This is a genomic window from Pseudomonas sp. MYb60 (assembly GCF_002979555.1).
GTDB lineage: Bacteria > Pseudomonadota > Gammaproteobacteria > Pseudomonadales > Pseudomonadaceae > Aquipseudomonas.
The window spans coordinates 63,627-78,521 of sequence record NZ_PCOZ01000007.1; the positions used below are offsets into that span (position 1 = coordinate 63,627).

Below are 14,895 nucleotides of genomic sequence, written 5' to 3' on the forward strand. Positions count from 1 at the left end.
GTCATGCACCTGGAAATTCTGTTGCAGGAACAACTGGTCAGCGCCAGGCAACTGGCCGCGTTCGCGCCCGGCAAGGTGCTGCCACTCACGCCCGGCGCCATTCATTGCGTGGAAGTGAGGATCAATGGCCAGTTATTGGCCCTGGGTGAGCTGGTGCAGTTGGAGGATCGACTGGGCGTTGAGCTGCACGAGGTGTATCGGCAAGAGGTCGCGCCTGAAGAGGCTTGGTGAGGAAATCTCCTACTGGGCACTTCTGGAAAACGCTCAATGTTTGGGCGTTTTCCTAAAGGGGTTCGTCGTACAGGTTTTTATAGTCGTGCCGTGGGCGCATAAGCCAGTAGCGGAAAGAAGGACTTCAATGTCAGTAGTCGGATGCCGAGGTGAACATGGCCGTCGTGGATGATGGGTTTACGACGACTTCCCTGGTTTTTGCCCATTGGACCCTGCACGGCGATGGCCGATTGACCGGCGAGGGTGCAGACGTTCAGTTGCCGCCAAAAGAAACGCAGGTGTTGCGGCTGCTGCTGGGGTCTGGTGGTGTATTGATGACCAAGGATCGCCTGTTGGAGCTGGCCTGGCCTCAGGGCGAGGTGGCCGAGGAATCGTTGACGCGCTGTATTTGCTCGTTGCGTAAATACCTGGGCGCCGACAAAGGGTTTATCAAGACCGTCTACGGGCGAGGATACCGTTTCACCTGTCCGGTCAGGGGCGAGGGGCGCGTGGCGCACATCTGCTCGGCGTGCGGTCAAGTCAGTCATGACTAGGTTGTGGGGCAGGGGGCTGTTGCTGGGCCTGGTATTGTGCGGCAATCAGGCGTTCGCCTACTGCTGGGAGGAGGCGGCTGGCCGTTATGACATCGAGCCCGAACTGTTGCAGGCGATTGCCGCTGTTGAGTCGGGCTATCGTGCGGAGGCGATGAATGTGGCCAATCGCAATGGAACCCGCGACATTGGCCTGATGCAGATCAACAGCATCCATTTGCCGCGCCTGCTCAAGCAGGGCATCACCGAGCAACGGTTGTTGAGCGAGCCGTGTTTGTCGGTAGAGGTGGGGGCGTCGATACTTGCCGACTTCATCCGGCGCTTTGGCTACAACTGGACGGCAGTGGGTTCATACAACGCGGGGCCAGGGTCGGGCCCTGAGCGAGAGGCATTGCGCCTGCGTTACGCGGAAAAAATCTGGGCCCGCTATGAGGAGCTGGTGATGCAGCGCCCATGACGAATGGCCGCATGCCTCGCGTGCAGCCCGTCACCCCGGCTATAATCGTCGCCACCTTTCGCCGCCTCCGAGTCTAGCCCGCCCATGTATACCCTGGCCCGCCAGCTGTTGTTCAAACTTTCCCCGGAAACCTCCCACGATCTGTCCCTGGATTTGATCGGCGCCGGTGGCCGCCTGGGGCTCAATGGCCTGGTGTGCAAGGCTCCGGCGAAAATGCCGGTGTCGGTGATGGGGCTCGACTTTCCCAACCCGGTCGGGCTGGCGGCTGGCCTGGACAAAAACGGCGCGGCCATCGACGGCTTTGCACAGTTGGGCTTCGGGTTTGTCGAAATCGGCACCGTGACCCCTCGGCCTCAACCCGGCAATCCCAAGCCGCGCATCTTCCGCCTGCCGGAAGCCGAAGCGATCATCAACCGCATGGGCTTCAACAACCTGGGGGTAGACCACCTGCTGTCGCGGGTTCAAGCGGCGAAGTACACAGGCATCCTCGGGATCAATATCGGCAAGAACTTCGATACCCCGGTCGAGCGCGCCGTTGACGACTACCTGATCTGCCTGGAAAAAGTCTACGCCCACGCCAGCTACGTCACGGTCAACGTCAGTTCGCCCAACACCCCGGGCCTGCGCAGCCTGCAGTTCGGCGACTCCCTCAAGCAATTGCTCGAAGCCTTGCGTCAGCGCCAGGAAGACCTGGCGCTGCGTCACGGCAAGCGTGTGCCGTTGGCAATCAAGATTGCTCCGGACATGAGCGATGAAGAAACCGTGCTGGTGGCCCAGGCACTGGTGGATTCGGGGATGGATGCGGTGATCGCCACCAACACCACCCTGAGCCGCGTGGGCGTCGAAGGCCTGGCCCACGGTGACGAAGCTGGCGGGCTGTCCGGTGCGCCGGTACGTGAGCAGAGCACCCATATCGTCAAGGTACTGGCCGAGGCGCTGGCCGGGCGTTTGCCCATCATCGCCGCTGGCGGTATCACCGAAGGCAGGCACGCCGCCGAGAAGATCGCTGCCGGCGCCAGCCTGGTGCAGCTGTACTCCGGTTTTATCTACAAGGGCCCTGCGCTGATTCGCCAGTCGGTGGATGCGATCGCCGCACTGCGCTGAAGCCTTCAATGCCTTGAGTGCGGGAGCAGGCAAGCCCGCTCCGCCGCTAGTCTTGGCTATCACGCGCGCATTAAAAAGGGCTCCCTAAAGGAGCCCCCTGGGCCGAAGCCCGCCGCCCGGATAGGACGTGCGTGGTTAAGTCATTATCTGTTCAGCGGTGGTGTGTCGGAATGAATGCCCTGATTAGCCGACGGCGTGAAGTTCGTTGAGTCTGTGGATTCCCGCAGTGCCAGTCATACCGTCCCAGTTGTCGCCGCGTCCTTCTCGCCAGCCGTTGATCCAGGCTTGGCGTACCGACGGTAGAGTAAATGGGCAAAGCTCACGGGATTTGCCATGAACGCCATATTGATATCCGCGTAAAAATGCTCTTTCCAACGGATCACGCTTAAGTCTTCTCATAGGGTGTTTCCCTCACTTGTTGACTGTCTTGATATCCTTCGACCTCGTCTGAGGTCGGGCAGAGTTTTTCTGCCGTTGGTGGGCTCGCTGCCGGCGTGGCGAGCCGATGTGTCGGCGTCGATACGGCGCCAACCTGTGTTGAGTTCTAACCAATAGGTCACATGGATTCAATGATCGTTTTGTCATAAGCACGTAACGATAACGATGCTATAGCCATAAGCTGGGATGGCTTTTCGCCCCATTTATGCGGCAAAGCCAGCTATGATGCACCCTGCAAAGAGGATGGGTTTAATCCTTTAGTGAGAATGTCCTCCCACTGCAGTCGGTTACTATTCGACGAAGGGTCTGAATATTTCCCTTTGTTGCACCACATTATCTCTCTGCCCCGTCATCCATGGCTCAAGTGCCCGGCAGGCGGGGTGGGACGGCACATTTGTGCCACGCGGGCACTCTTCAAGAAAAGTGCCTGATTGAAAACCGAGCCGGCGATGCGTCGCCCGTTCATTTATTGCTGAAAAGCCTGGAATGCCCCATGTCGGACCGTTTTGAACTCTTCCTCACCTGCCCCAAGGGCCTCGAAGGCCTGCTGATCGAGGAAGCCGTCGGGCTTGGCCTTGAGGAAGCCCGCGAGCACACCTCGGCCGTGCGCGGCATGGCCGACATGGAAACCGCCTATCGCCTGTGCCTCTGGTCGCGCCTGGCCAACCGCGTGTTGCTGGTGCTCAAGCGCTTCCCGATGAAGGACGCTGAAGACCTCTACCACGGCGTGCTGGATATCGAATGGGCCGACCATATGGTCCCGGACGGCACCCTTGCCGTGGAATTCAGCGGTCACGGCTCGGGCATCGACAACACCCACTTCGGCGCGCTGAAGGTCAAGGATGCGATTGTCGATAAATTGCGCACCCCGACCGGCGAACGTCCGTCCATCGACAAGATCAACCCTGACTTGCGCATCCACCTGCGCCTGGACCGTGGCGAAGCCATCCTGTCCCTTGACCTGTCCGGCCACAGCCTGCACCAGCGCGGTTATCGCCTGCAACAGGGCGCTGCACCGTTGAAGGAAAACCTGGCGGCCGCGATCCTGATCCGCGCTGGCTGGCCGCGTATCGCTGCCGAAGGCGGCGCGCTGACTGACCCGATGTGCGGTGTGGGTACCTTCCTGGTGGAGGGCGCCATGATCGCCGCCGACATGGCGCCAAACCTCAATCGCGAACTGTGGGGTTTCACCACCTGGCTCGGACACGTTCCGGCACTGTGGAAGAAGCTTCACGCCGAAGCGTCGGAACGTGCTGCCATCGGCATGAACAAGCCGCCGCTGTGGGTGCGCGGCTATGAAGCCGACCCGCGTCTGATCCAACCTGCGCGCAATAACATCGAGCGCGCCGGCCTGAGTCATTGGATCAAGGTGTACCAGGGCGAAGTCGGCACGTTCGAGCCGCGCCCGGACCAGAACCAGAAAGGCTTGGTTATCTGCAACCCGCCATACGGCGAGCGTCTGGGTGACGAAGCCAGTCTGTTGTACCTCTACCAGAATCTCGGCGAGCGTCTGCGCCAGGCATGCATGGGCTGGGAGGCGGCGGTGTTCACCGGCGCACCGGACCTGGGCAAGCGCATGGGGATCCGCAGTCACAAGCAGTATTCGTTCTGGAACGGCGCGTTGCCGTGCAAATTGCTGCTGATCAAGGTCAACCCGGATCAGTTCGTCACGGGCGAACGCCGTACCCCTGAGCAGCGCCAGGCCGAACGTGAGCAAGCTGCTTACGATCAAGCCCCGGCCGAGCCGCAAGAGCGCCAGTACAACAAGAACGGCAACCCGATCAAACCCGCGCCGGCCCCGGTGGTTGAACAGCCGCGCCTGAGCGAAGGCGGGCAGATGTTCGCCAACCGCCTGCAAAAGAATCTGAAATTGCTGGGCAAGTGGGCCAAGCGTGAAGGCGTGGATTGCTACCGTGTGTACGACGCCGACATGCCGGAATACTCCATGGCCATCGACCTGTACCACGATTGGGTGCACGTGCAGGAATACGCCGCGCCGAAATCCATCGACCCGGAAAAAGCCTCCGCGCGCATGTTCGATGCCTTGGCCGCGATTCCACAGGCGCTGAACATCGACAAGAGCCGTGTGGTGGTCAAGCGTCGCGAGCGCCAGAGCGGCACCAAGCAGTACGAACGCCAGAGCGCTCAGGGCAAGTTCACGGAAGTCAGCGAAGGCGGCGTGAAGCTGCTGGTCAACCTCACCGACTACCTCGACACCGGCCTGTTCCTCGACCACCGTCCGATGCGCATGCGCATCCAGAAAGAAGCGGCCGGCAAACGCTTCCTCAACCTGTATTGCTACACCGCCACCGCGAGTGTGCACGCAGCCAAGGGCGGCGCCCGCAGCACCACCAGTGTCGACCTGTCCAAGACCTACCTGGACTGGGCGCGTCGCAACTTCTCCCTCAACGGTTTCTCCGACAAGAACCGTCTGGAGCAGGGTGACGTGATGGCATGGCTGGAAGCCAGTCGCGATGAGTTCGACCTGATCTTCATTGACCCGCCGACCTTCTCCAACTCCAAGCGCATGGAAGGCATTTTCGACGTGCAGCGCGACCATGTGCAGTTGCTCGACCTGGCCATGGCGCGCCTGGCGCCTGGCGGCGTGCTGTACTTCTCGAACAACTTCCGCAAGTTCGCACTGGAGGACAACCTCAGCGAACGTTATGCGGTCGAGGAAATCAGCGACAAGACCATCGATCCGGATTTTGCGCGCAACGCCAAGATCCACCGTGCCTGGAAAATCACCGCGCGCTGATTGCGCTACGCAGGCGCGAGTTGGCTCGCGAAAAACTCAAGAACGCCGCGTTTGTTCCGAATAAACGCGGCGTCTTGCCATTCTTCGCGAGCCAGCTCGCTCCTGCAGGTGTTTTGCACTGGTCAAATACTGGACCGATGGCTATAACTTAAGGCCTAGCCAAAGTGACACCCCCCCCGCACGCTGGCGTTGTGAGTGGTGCCTATGCCGTTGCAAGCTGTTCGCCCCAAGATCCTAGGTTTTATCAGTGAGCAGGCCTCAGCGTGGCTGGTGGCATCCGTCGTATTGCTGGCGGGCGGAGCGCTGACTGGCATCGTCGCCTGGGCCGCCTCCGACCTGTACCAGCAGCAGCTGCGCCAACGCTTTCAGTTGTTGGCCAATGAGCGCCATACCCGCTTGCAGGAGCGCTTCGAGGATCAGGAACAGCGCCTGAACAGCCTGCAGCGGTTCTTCGTCAATTCCAGCGATGTGTCCCGCGACGAGTTCGACGGTTTTGCCCAGCCCCTGCTGTTGCGCGCGCGTGCCTATTCCTGGGCGCCCCGGGTGTTTCGTGAGCAGCGCAGCCCATTCGAACAAGACGTTTCCCGCGAAAACGGCGCGCCTTTTGTCATCCGTGAGTTGAATGCGGCCGGTCAACTGGTGCCCGCAGCTGAGCGCGATGAATACGTGCCAGTGCTCTACAGCCAGACCCAAAGCCTGCTGGGGGCGCCGCTGGGGTTTGACCTGCTGGCCCAGCCCCTGCGACGTTCGGTGCTCGAACGCGCGCAGAAAAGCGGCCGGCAGGCCGTGTCGCAACCCATGCAACTGGTGGGAGTGGAGCCGGCTTACGCCACCGGGGTGTTACTGGTAGCGCCGGTCAGCAACCTGCCAGCCAATGGGCAGTCGCAGAATGACCCCTACGGCTTTGTCATGGCCGTGATCAGCATGCGCCAACTGGTGGCCGATGGCTTGCCCAAGCCGGATCGGGACAATCTGGTGATGCAGATCATCGACACCTCCGACCTGCAACAGCGTGTGCTCTATGAATCCGCCAATGCGCTGGGTGACAGCGAGCTTGTGGCCGCACGGCGCCTGACCCTTGGCGACCATGTGTATGCCCTCAGCATGCGTCCCAGCCAGGTGTTCGACCAGGCCAACCACTCTTCCCTCGGAACGATCCTCGCGATGGGCGGTTTGCTCAGCCTGCTGCTCAGTGCCTTGCTGTACGTGTTGGTGAGCCAGCGTCAGCGCGCCTTGAAGATGGTCGAGCAGCGCACCGTGCAATTGCGCCTGCGCGAACAGGAGTTGCGCGGCGCCCACGGCCAATTGCGCAGCGTGCTGAATGCCGCCACTCAGGTTGCGATCATTGCCACGGACTTGCGCGGGGTCATCAACACCTTCAATGCAGGCGCCGAGCAGATGCTTGGGTTCAAGGCCGGGCAAGTGGTGGGCAACATGACCCTGGAAGCCCTGCACGTGGCGGCCGAACTGGAAGTTCGCGCCACCAGCCTGAGCATGGCCCTGGGCAAGCGCGTCCCGGCCAGCCAGGCCATGCTGGTTGAAAGTCCCGACGCGCTGCATGAGGCCCGCGAGTGGACCTTGATACGCCAGGATGGCAGCCAATTGACCGTGAACATGCTTGCCACCGTGCTGCTGGATGACCACGGCCTGTGGATCGGCCATCTGGCGATCTACCTCGATATCACCGAACAGAAACGCGCCTACGAGGCGTTGGCGGCGCGGGATCGCCTGCTGAAAAAACTCAGTGCCCATGTGCCGGGCGGGATCTTCCAGTTCATTCTGGAACCCCAGGACAACGGGCGCTTTATCTACGCCAGTGATGGCATGCGTGACATTTACGAGATCGACCCCGGTGCCTTGCAGCAGGACGCCAGGCAGGTGTTCGAGCGCATTCACCCGATGGACGTGGAGCGTGTGCGCGCCTCCATTCGTTTGTCGGCGTTGCAGTTGAGCCATTGGCGCGAGGAGTACCGCGTGTTGCTGCCGCAACGAGGCCTGCGCTGGATCCGTGGCGAGGCCACGCCGGAAGAACTCGCCGGCGGCGGTACGCTTTGGCACGGTTACGTGTCGGATATTTCCGATCTCAAGCGGGTGGAAGAAGAGCTGCGCGCGCTGTCCATCACCGACGCCCTGACCGGTATTCACAACCGACGCTATTTCCAGGATCGCCTCAAGGCCGAGATGGTTCGGCTCAACCGCAGCTCGGGGGCGTTGTCAGTGATCATGCTGGACATCGATCACTTCAAGCGCATCAATGACCAGTATGGGCACGCGGTCGGGGACGGAGTCTTGCAGGAACTGAGCAAGCGCATCAGCCAGCGCGTGCGCCGTTCCGACGTGTTCTGCCGTTTGGGGGGCGAAGAGTTCATGGTGCTGTGCCCCAATACCGACGGCGAACACGCGTACCGCCTCGCCATGGAGCTGTGGGAGTCGTTGCGCGGTGCACCGATGGAGCCGGTGGGCATCGTCACCGCCAGTTTTGGCGTGGCCAGTTGGCGAATGGATGAAGGTATCGACGGGCTGTTGCTGCGCGCCGACTCGGCCGTGTATGTGGCCAAGCAGGCGGGCAGGGACCGGGTGGAAAACTGTGGGAATATCGCTGTGCTTTAAAGCACTGGTGCCGCCGCCACCGTTTTCGGCTGGCGGTACAGGTCCAGCAGCACCTGGTCGAGTACCGACGACGCACCCCATGGTTTTGGATCGTTGAGGATCGCCACCACCGCCCAAGTGTTGCCGTTATTGTCACGGCTGAATCCGGCGATCGCCCGCACGGTGTTCAAGGTACCGGTCTTGATGTGGGCTTCACCGCGCATGGCCGTTGTTTTCAGGCGTTTGCGCATGGTGCCGTCGGTGCCTGCAATCGGCATCGAGCTGATGAACTCGGCGGCGTAAGGGCTTTTCCAGGCCGCCTGGAGCATGGCGGCCATCTCGCGGGCGCTGACCCGCTCGGCACGCGACAGGCCGGAGCCATTCTCCATCACCAGGTGCGGCGCGGTAATGCCTTTCTTCGCCAGCCACTGGCGCACGACCCGCTGGCCCGCCTTGGCGTCGTCGCCATCGGCATCGTTGCGGAACTGTGCGCCCAGGCTCAGGAACAGTTGCTGAGCCATGGTGTTGTTACTGTATTTGTTGATGTCGCGGATGATTTCCGCGAGGTCCGGCGAGAACGCACGGGCCAGTACCTTGGCATCTTTGGGCACCGGGGCCTGGATATCACGGCCCTGGATGGTGCCGCCCAGCTCTTTCCAGATCGCGCGCACCGCGCCGGCGGTGTACGTGGCGTGGTCCAGCAGCGACAGGTAGGTCTGCGAGCTGCAGCCTTCCGCCAGTTGGCCACTCACGGTCACGGTCATGCTGCCATCGGCCGCCGTGACCGGGTTGTAGCGCACATCACCGGTGCATTGCTTGGCGTTGGAGACCTTCACCTGATTGTCGATGCGGATGCTGGCAATCGGCGGCTCCACCGACACCAGCACCCGGCCCGAATCGTTGCGGGTCACGAAGCGCAGCGCCTTGAGGTTGACCAGCAAGGCGTCGGGCTTGACCAGGAAGGGCTTGTTCTCGTCGTTGCCGTCGTCATTGAACTCGGGCAGCAGCGGCTGCTTGAAGAATGCACGGTCCAGCACCAGGTCGCCGGTGACTTGCTGCACGCCATTGGCGCGCAGGTCACGCATCAACAACCAGAGTTTTTCCATGTTCAGCTTGGGGTCGCCGCCACCTTTGAGGTAGAGGTTGCCGTGCAGCACGCCTCCACTGAGGGTGCCGTCGGTGTAGAACTCGGTTTTCCACTGGTGGTTGGGGCCGAGCATTTCCAGGGCCGCGTAGGTGGTGACCAGCTTCATGGTGGAGGCCGGGTTGACCGATACGTCGGCGTTGAAGACGGTGGGCGTGCCCGGGCCGTTCAGCGGGATCATCACCAGGGACAGTGCGTTATTTTGCAGCTTGGCCTTGGACAGTGCCTGTTGGACGTTCGGCGGCAGGGTGTTGTTGACGGGGGCGGCGGTGGCCGTGGCGGCCAGCGGCAGAAGGAAACCGGCGAGAAGCAATGGACGCAAAGATTTGATCATAAAGAGTAGAACCCTACTGCTGAGAAGGGTGAAAAGGCGAGGGGTATGTAAGAAAAATCCCTCATTGGTCATGAAAGTGTCGGCATTATGCCCCAAGGCAGGGCCTCTTGTAGCTGAACGATAGCTGGAAATTCGCGTTTTTTTGCCCGCAATTTGCCGCCCGTCCCAGAGAGTCGGGCAATCGCCGCCTTAAACTGCTAAAGTGCCGCCGTTATTACTTAAGAGGATTGTTCCATGGCGACTAACCGTTCCCAGCGTCTGCGCAAAAAACTGTGCGTTGATGAATTCCAAGAGCTGGGTTTCGAACTGAACCTGGACTTCAACGAAGGCCTGAGTGAAGAAGCTATCGATGCTTTCCTCGACGCATTCCTGAAAGAAGCGATGGAGGCCAATGGCCTTGGCTATGTAGGCGGCGATGACTACGGTCTGGTATGCCTGCAGAAGCGTGGCTCGGTCAGCGAAGAACAGCGTGCTGCTGTTGAAGGCTGGCTCAAAGGCCGCAGCGAACTGAAAAGCGCTGAAGTCAGCCCGCTGCTGGACGTGTGGTATCCGGATAAGCCGATCAACGCGGCTAAGTGATACTGAAAAAAACGGCGACCTCAGGGTCGCCGTTTTTTTATGCCTTGCGCCAGTTCAGAATCAGCAGCGTCAACACCCCCGCGACAATCCCCCAGAACGCCGACCCGATGGAAAACAGGGTCAAGCCCGACGCCGTGACCATAAAGGTGATCAGCGCCGCCTCCCGTTCCTTGGGCTCATTCATGGCAATGCTCAGGCCATTGATGATCGAGCCAAACAGTGCCAGCGCCGCAATCGACAGCACCAACTCCTTGGGCAAGGCTGCGAACAGTGCCGCCAAGGTCGCGCCGAACACCCCGGCAATCCCGTAGAACACCCCGCACCACACGGCCGCCGTGTAGCGTTTGTTACGGTCTTCATGGGCATGGGGGCCGGTGCAGATGGCAGCGCTGATGGCGGCCAGGTTGATGCCGTGGGAACCGAAGGGGGACAGCACCAGCGACGCCAGGCCGGTGGCGGTGATCAGCGGCGAGGCGGGCACGTTGTAGCCGTCGGCCCTCAACACCGCGACGCCGGGCATGTTCTGCGAGGTCATCGCCACCACGAACAGCGGGATGCCGATGCTGATGGTCGCTGCCAGGGAGAAGTGCGGTGTGGTCCACACCGGCGTCGCCACTTCGAGGTGAAAGCCGCTGAAATCCAGCAAGCCCATCAGCCCGGAGAGCAGGGTGCCGATCACCAGCGCGGCCAGCACCGCATAACGCGGCGACAGGCGCTTGATCACCAGGTACGTGAAGAACATCCCCAGCACCAGCCCGGTGCGATGTTGGGCGGCCACGAAAATCTCGCTGCCGATCTTGAACAGGATCCCGGCCAGCAGGGCCGCTGCCAGAGACGCAGGGATACGCTTGACCAGTTTTTCAAAGCTGCCGGTCAGCCCGCAGATCGTCACCAGCACCGCGCAAGTGATGTAGGCGCCAATTGCCTCGCCGTAACTCACCCCGCCCAAGCTGGTGATCAGCAGTGCCGCGCCGGGGGTGGACCAGGCAATGGTGATGGGCGTGCGGTAGCGCAGGGACAGGCCGATGCTGCACACCGCCATGCCGATGGAGATCGCCCAGATCCACGAGGAGATCTGCGCCGTGGTCAAGCCGGCGGCCTGGCCGGCCTGGAACATCAGCACCAGCGAGCTGGTGTAGCCGGTCATCATGGCGATGAAGCCGGCGACAATGGCCGATGGGGAAGTGTCGGCCAGCGGGCGCAGCGGCGCTTGGGTGGCGTCGGTCATGAAAAGGTGTTCCTTTAACCAGAGAAGTTGCGGATTCAAGCCTAAACTCAAACGTAACCACTCATTGCAATACAGCCGCCGCCGCAAACAGCCGTACAGTGTGTTGGCGCATTCGGTTGTGTACAATGTGCCATGTTTTTAGGTGATACTTGCCAGCAACCCGTTGTTGCCGTATTACCGTTATTTCGCCGCCGTTCTCCAAACCCGAGTGCCCATGAACGAACAGTTGCAACCTCTCAAGAAAACACCGCGAGCCGGCAAGGCCGGTCGCAGCGGAACCCAGGACGATATCGTCTACGCGCATATCTTCGAGGCGATCCTCGAACAACGCCTGGCACCCGGTACCAAATTGAGTGAAGAGGCACTGGGCGAAATCTTCGGCGTGAGCCGCACCATCATCCGTCGGGCACTTTCGCGGCTGGCCCATGAAGGCGTTGTGCTGCTGCGGCCCAATCGCGGTGCCGTGGTTGCCAGCCCGAGTGTCGAGGAAGCCCGCCAAGTGTTCATGGCGCGGCGCCTGGTAGAGCGCGCGATCACTGAATTGGCCGTGCAGCACGCCACGGCTGAACAACTGGCCGAGCTGCGCCAGATGGTCAACGACGAGCGCGACAGCTTTTCCCGTGGCGACCGCGGCGCCGGCATTCGCCTCTCCGGTGAGTTCCACCTCAAGCTGGCCGAAGCGGCGAAGAATGCGCCACTGATCAGCTTCCAGCGCAGCCTGGTGTCCCAGACCTCGTTGATCATCGCCCAGTACGAAAGCGGCAACCGCTCGCATTGCTCATACGATGAGCACACCCAGTTGATCGACGCGATAGAAGCGCGGGACGCGGTGTTGGCGGTGAACCTGATGATGCATCACATGGATCACATCGACAGCAAGCTCAACCTCGATGAAGAGAGTGCATCGGATGATCTGCATGCGGTGTTTTCACACCTGTTGCAGACCAAGAAACCGGGGCGTTCGTCCATCAAGCTGTAATTTTCCGGGCGCAATGGGGACCAAAAACGTGGGAGGGGGCAAGCCCCCTCCCACATTTGAATAGTGTTGCTTTGAAAATCAGCGCTGGTGCACCAATTGCCCGGCCGCATAGGTTTGCAGCACCGTCCGATCATCCCCCAGCGTCATCAACACAAACAACGTCTCGGCAATGTTATTGGCCTGCTTCAAGCGATAGCTCAGCAGCGGCGTAGCGTTGTAATCCAGCACCAGGAAGTCCGCATCGGTCCCCGGTTGCAACGTGCCGATCTTGTCTTCCAGGCGCAGCGCCCGCGCACCCCCCAGGGTCGCCAGGTACAGCGACTTGAACGGACTCAACCGCGCGCCCTGCAACTGCATGACCTTGTAGGCTTCGTTCAAGGTTTGCAGCAGCGAGAAACTGGTGCCGCCGCCCACGTCGGTGCCCAGGCCTACATTCAACTTGTGCTTTTCCGCCATGGGCAGGTTGAACAAGCCACTGCCGAGAAAGAAGTTCGACGTCGGGCAGAACGCCACTGCCGAACCGGTCTCGGCCAGTCGCGCGCATTCGTCATCGCACAGGTGCACGCCATGGGCGAATACCGAGCGCTCGCCCAGCAGCTTGTAGTGGTCGTACACATCCAGGTAGCCGTTGCGCTCCGGGAACAGTTCCTTCACCCATTCGACTTCCTGCTTGTTCTCACTGATGTGAGTCTGCATGTACAGGTCCGGGTACTCCCCGAGCAGTTGCCCGGCCAGCGCCAGTTGTTCCGGCGTACTGGTCGGTGCAAAACGCGGGGTGACGGCGTAGTGCAGGCGGCCCTTGCCGTGCCAGCGTTCGATCAGCGCCTTGCTTTCCTGATAGCCGGTTTCGGCGGTGTCGGTGAGGTAGTCCGGCGCGTTGCGGTCCATCATCACTTTGCCGGCGATCATGCGCAGGTCGAGTTTTTCGGCGGCTTCGAAGAACGAATTCACCGATTGCGGGTGCACACTGCCAAACACCAGCGCAGTGGTAGTGCCGTTGCGCAGCAGTTCCTTGATGAAAATGTCGGCGACTTCCTCGGCGTGGGCCTTGTCGGCGAACTGGCTTTCACACGGGAAGGTGTAGGTGTTGAGCCAGTCCAGCAACTGTTCGCCATACGCGCCGACCATGCCGGTTTGTGGCAGGTGGATATGGGTGTCGATCAGGCCCGGCGTGATCAGCGCGTCCTGGTAGTGGGTGATCTCGATATCGGCCGGCAGGGTCGGCAGCAAGTCGCCGGCATGGCCGACGGCACTGATCTGGCCGTTCTCGATCACCAGCAGGCCATCTTCGAAATACTCGTAGGACGCTTCGATCCCCACTTCAGCGGGGTCGGCGATACTGTGCAGCAGGGCGGCGCGGTAGGCTTTGCGAGTCAAAGGCATGGTCGTCTCAATTCAAATGGCGTGGCTGCGACGTGAAGCCGGCAGCAATTTGGCAATGGGTTCGGCGCTGGCAGTGTGCTGGCCGAAACTGGCGTTATAGGTGGCGATGATCTCGCCGGCGATGGAGATGGCAATCTCCACCGGCAATTTGCCCTTCACCTCGGTGAGGCCCATGGGGCAGCGCATGCGTTGCAACTGGGCAGCGTCGAAACCGCGATCGCGCAGGCGGTGTTCGAACTTGACGCGCTTGGTCTTGGAACCGATCAGGCCGAAGTAGGCGAAGTCGTTGCGCTTGAGCAACGCCGCGGTGAGTTCCAGGTCCAGCGCGTGATTGTGGGTCATGACGATGCAGTAACTGCCCACCGGCAGGTCAGCAATTTCGTCGACGGGCTCTTCGCTGACGATTTTACGCACGCCTTGGGGGATATGTTCTGGAAACTCCTGTTCACGCGAATCGATCCAGCGCACCCGGCACGGCAGGCTCGCCAGCAGCGGCACCAAGGCGCGGCCGACGTGGCCGGCGCCGAACACCGCAATCTGCGCCTGCACCTGGCCCATGGGTTCGAACAGCAGGACGGTCACGCCTCCGCAGCACTGGCCGAGGCTGGCACCCAGGCTGAAGCGCTCCAGGTGGGTGCTCTGCTGGCCGCGTGCGAGCATGTCGCGGGCGAGCTGCATCGCTTTGTATTCCAGGTGCCCGCCGCCGATGGTGTCGAAGGTCTGGGCAGCACTGATGACCATCTTGGAACCGGCGTTGCGCGGCGTGGAGCCGAGTTCTTCGATGATGGTTACGAGGACGCAGGGTTCGCCCTGGTTCTGCAGGTCGGCGAGGGCGCTGATCCAGTTGTTCATAGTCACCTCTTGTGATGTCTGTGAGGCCGCTATCGGGGGCAAGCCCCCTCCCACATTTGAATGTATTCACAGATAGAAATATGTGAACCCATCCAGTGTGGCAGGGGGCTTGCCCCCGATGGCAGCGCCTCGGTCTAAAGCGGAGCCATCTCGGTTTCCCACATTTGAATGTATTCACAGATTGAAATATGTGAACCCAATCCAGTGTGGCAGGGGGCTTGCCCCCGATGGCAGCGCCTCGGTCTAAAGCGAAGCCATCTCGGTTTCCCACATTTGAATGTATTCACAG

Annotated in this window: 13 protein-coding genes; 8 read left to right on the forward strand and 5 right to left on the reverse strand. The window is 61.1% G+C overall.

The window, feature by feature from the left end; all coding sequences use genetic code 11:
* Positions 1 to 3: 3 nt before the first annotated feature.
* From CQ041_RS13665 to CQ041_RS13680, 4 genes are all read left to right on the forward strand, one after another.
* Positions 4 to 231: a FliM/FliN family flagellar motor switch protein gene (locus tag CQ041_RS13665; RefSeq protein WP_105522994.1), complete on the forward strand. Its 228-nt coding sequence runs from the start codon at positions 4 to 6 to the stop codon at positions 229 to 231.
* Positions 232 to 386: 155 nt separating this feature from the next.
* Positions 387 to 764: a winged helix-turn-helix domain-containing protein gene (locus CQ041_RS13670; protein ID WP_105522995.1), complete on the forward strand. Its 378-nt coding sequence runs from the start codon at positions 387 to 389 to the stop codon at positions 762 to 764.
* Positions 757 to 1,218: a transglycosylase SLT domain-containing protein gene (locus tag CQ041_RS13675; RefSeq protein ID WP_105522996.1), complete on the forward strand. Its 462-nt coding sequence runs from the start codon at positions 757 to 759 to the stop codon at positions 1,216 to 1,218. The genes CQ041_RS13670 and CQ041_RS13675 overlap by 8 nt, the downstream gene beginning before the upstream one ends.
* An 84-nt stretch (positions 1,219 to 1,302) precedes the next feature.
* Positions 1,303 to 2,322: a quinone-dependent dihydroorotate dehydrogenase gene (locus CQ041_RS13680; protein WP_105522997.1), complete on the forward strand. Its 1,020-nt coding sequence runs from the start codon at positions 1,303 to 1,305 to the stop codon at positions 2,320 to 2,322.
* A 183-nt stretch (positions 2,323 to 2,505) separates the two neighbouring features.
* Here the strand turns inward: CQ041_RS13680 and rmf are convergent, their stop codons facing one another.
* A complete protein-coding gene (gene rmf / locus CQ041_RS13685; RefSeq protein WP_002553055.1) occupies positions 2,506 to 2,721 on the reverse strand; it encodes a ribosome modulation factor in 216 nt (71 codons plus the stop codon).
* Between the two features lie 532 nt (positions 2,722 to 3,253).
* On the opposite strand from rmf, the gene rlmKL reads away from it, so the two are divergent.
* Together rlmKL and CQ041_RS13695 are read left to right on the forward strand one after the other, a co-directional pair.
* Entirely contained in the window at positions 3,254 to 5,518 is a 2,265-nt protein-coding gene (rlmKL, locus tag CQ041_RS13690) for a bifunctional 23S rRNA (guanine(2069)-N(7))-methyltransferase RlmK/23S rRNA (guanine(2445)-N(2))-methyltransferase RlmL (protein ID WP_105522998.1), read from the forward strand.
* Between the two features lie 204 nt (positions 5,519 to 5,722).
* A complete protein-coding gene (locus tag CQ041_RS13695; RefSeq protein WP_105522999.1) occupies positions 5,723 to 8,128 on the forward strand; it encodes a diguanylate cyclase in 2,406 nt (801 codons plus the stop codon).
* Here CQ041_RS13695 and dacB read toward each other — a convergent pair.
* Positions 8,125 to 9,585 carry a D-alanyl-D-alanine carboxypeptidase/D-alanyl-D-alanine-endopeptidase gene (gene dacB, locus CQ041_RS13700; protein ID WP_105523000.1) on the reverse strand — a complete coding sequence of 487 codons (1,461 nt, stop codon included), beginning with the start codon at positions 9,583 to 9,585 and terminating at the stop codon, positions 8,125 to 8,127. The genes CQ041_RS13695 and dacB overlap by 4 nt on opposite strands.
* A 234-nt stretch (positions 9,586 to 9,819) precedes the next feature.
* Between dacB and CQ041_RS13705 the strand changes: the two genes are divergently transcribed.
* The gene (locus CQ041_RS13705) at positions 9,820 to 10,164 is read left to right on the forward strand and encodes a YggL family protein (RefSeq protein ID WP_105523001.1); all 345 of its coding nucleotides are present in this window, start codon (positions 9,820 to 9,822) and stop codon (positions 10,162 to 10,164) included.
* A 37-nt stretch (positions 10,165 to 10,201) separates the two neighbouring features.
* On the opposite strand, the gene CQ041_RS13710 is transcribed toward CQ041_RS13705, so the two are convergent.
* Positions 10,202 to 11,392 carry a benzoate/H(+) symporter BenE family transporter gene (locus CQ041_RS13710; RefSeq protein WP_105523002.1) on the reverse strand — a complete coding sequence of 397 codons (1,191 nt, stop codon included), beginning with the start codon at positions 11,390 to 11,392 and terminating at the stop codon, positions 10,202 to 10,204.
* Positions 11,393 to 11,606: 214 nt separating this feature from the next.
* Here CQ041_RS13710 and CQ041_RS13715 point away from each other — a divergent pair, with 214 nt between their 5' ends.
* Positions 11,607 to 12,371, forward strand: a complete 765-nt coding sequence (locus CQ041_RS13715; RefSeq protein ID WP_105523003.1) for a GntR family transcriptional regulator — start codon at positions 11,607 to 11,609, stop codon at positions 12,369 to 12,371.
* A 78-nt stretch (positions 12,372 to 12,449) separates the two neighbouring features.
* On the opposite strand, the gene guaD is transcribed toward CQ041_RS13715, so the two are convergent.
* Together guaD and xdhC are read right to left on the reverse strand one after the other, a co-directional pair.
* A complete protein-coding gene (gene guaD, locus CQ041_RS13720; protein ID WP_105523004.1) occupies positions 12,450 to 13,754 on the reverse strand; it encodes a guanine deaminase in 1,305 nt (434 codons plus the stop codon).
* Positions 13,755 to 13,766: 12 nt separating this feature from the next.
* Positions 13,767 to 14,606, reverse strand: a complete 840-nt coding sequence (gene xdhC / locus CQ041_RS13725) for a xanthine dehydrogenase accessory protein XdhC (protein WP_105523005.1) — start codon at positions 14,604 to 14,606, stop codon at positions 13,767 to 13,769.
* Between the last annotated feature and the right edge of the window lie 289 nt (positions 14,607 to 14,895).

Bases quoted from the DNA above. Each gene is read 5' to 3' on its own strand.
- CQ041_RS13665 (WP_105522994.1), top strand. From the start codon at position 4: ATGCACCTGGAAATTCTGTTGCAGGAACAACTGGTCAGCGCCAGGCAA.
- CQ041_RS13670 (WP_105522995.1), top strand. From the start codon at position 387: ATGGCCGTCGTGGATGATGGGTTTACGACGACTTCCCTGGTTTTTGCC.
- CQ041_RS13675 (WP_105522996.1), top strand. From the start codon at position 757: ATGACTAGGTTGTGGGGCAGGGGGCTGTTGCTGGGCCTGGTATTGTGC.
- CQ041_RS13680 (WP_105522997.1), top strand. From the start codon at position 1,303: ATGTATACCCTGGCCCGCCAGCTGTTGTTCAAACTTTCCCCGGAAACC.
- rmf (WP_002553055.1), bottom strand. From the start codon at position 2,721: ATGAGAAGACTTAAGCGTGATCCGTTGGAAAGAGCATTTTTACGCGGA.
- rlmKL (WP_105522998.1), top strand. From the start codon at position 3,254: ATGTCGGACCGTTTTGAACTCTTCCTCACCTGCCCCAAGGGCCTCGAA.
- CQ041_RS13695 (WP_105522999.1), top strand. From the start codon at position 5,723: ATGCCGTTGCAAGCTGTTCGCCCCAAGATCCTAGGTTTTATCAGTGAG.
- dacB (WP_105523000.1), bottom strand. From the start codon at position 9,585: ATGATCAAATCTTTGCGTCCATTGCTTCTCGCCGGTTTCCTTCTGCCG.
- CQ041_RS13705 (WP_105523001.1), top strand. From the start codon at position 9,820: ATGGCGACTAACCGTTCCCAGCGTCTGCGCAAAAAACTGTGCGTTGAT.
- CQ041_RS13710 (WP_105523002.1), bottom strand. From the start codon at position 11,392: ATGACCGACGCCACCCAAGCGCCGCTGCGCCCGCTGGCCGACACTTCC.
- CQ041_RS13715 (WP_105523003.1), top strand. From the start codon at position 11,607: ATGAACGAACAGTTGCAACCTCTCAAGAAAACACCGCGAGCCGGCAAG.
- guaD (WP_105523004.1), bottom strand. From the start codon at position 13,754: ATGCCTTTGACTCGCAAAGCCTACCGCGCCGCCCTGCTGCACAGTATC.
- xdhC (WP_105523005.1), bottom strand. From the start codon at position 14,606: ATGAACAACTGGATCAGCGCCCTCGCCGACCTGCAGAACCAGGGCGAA.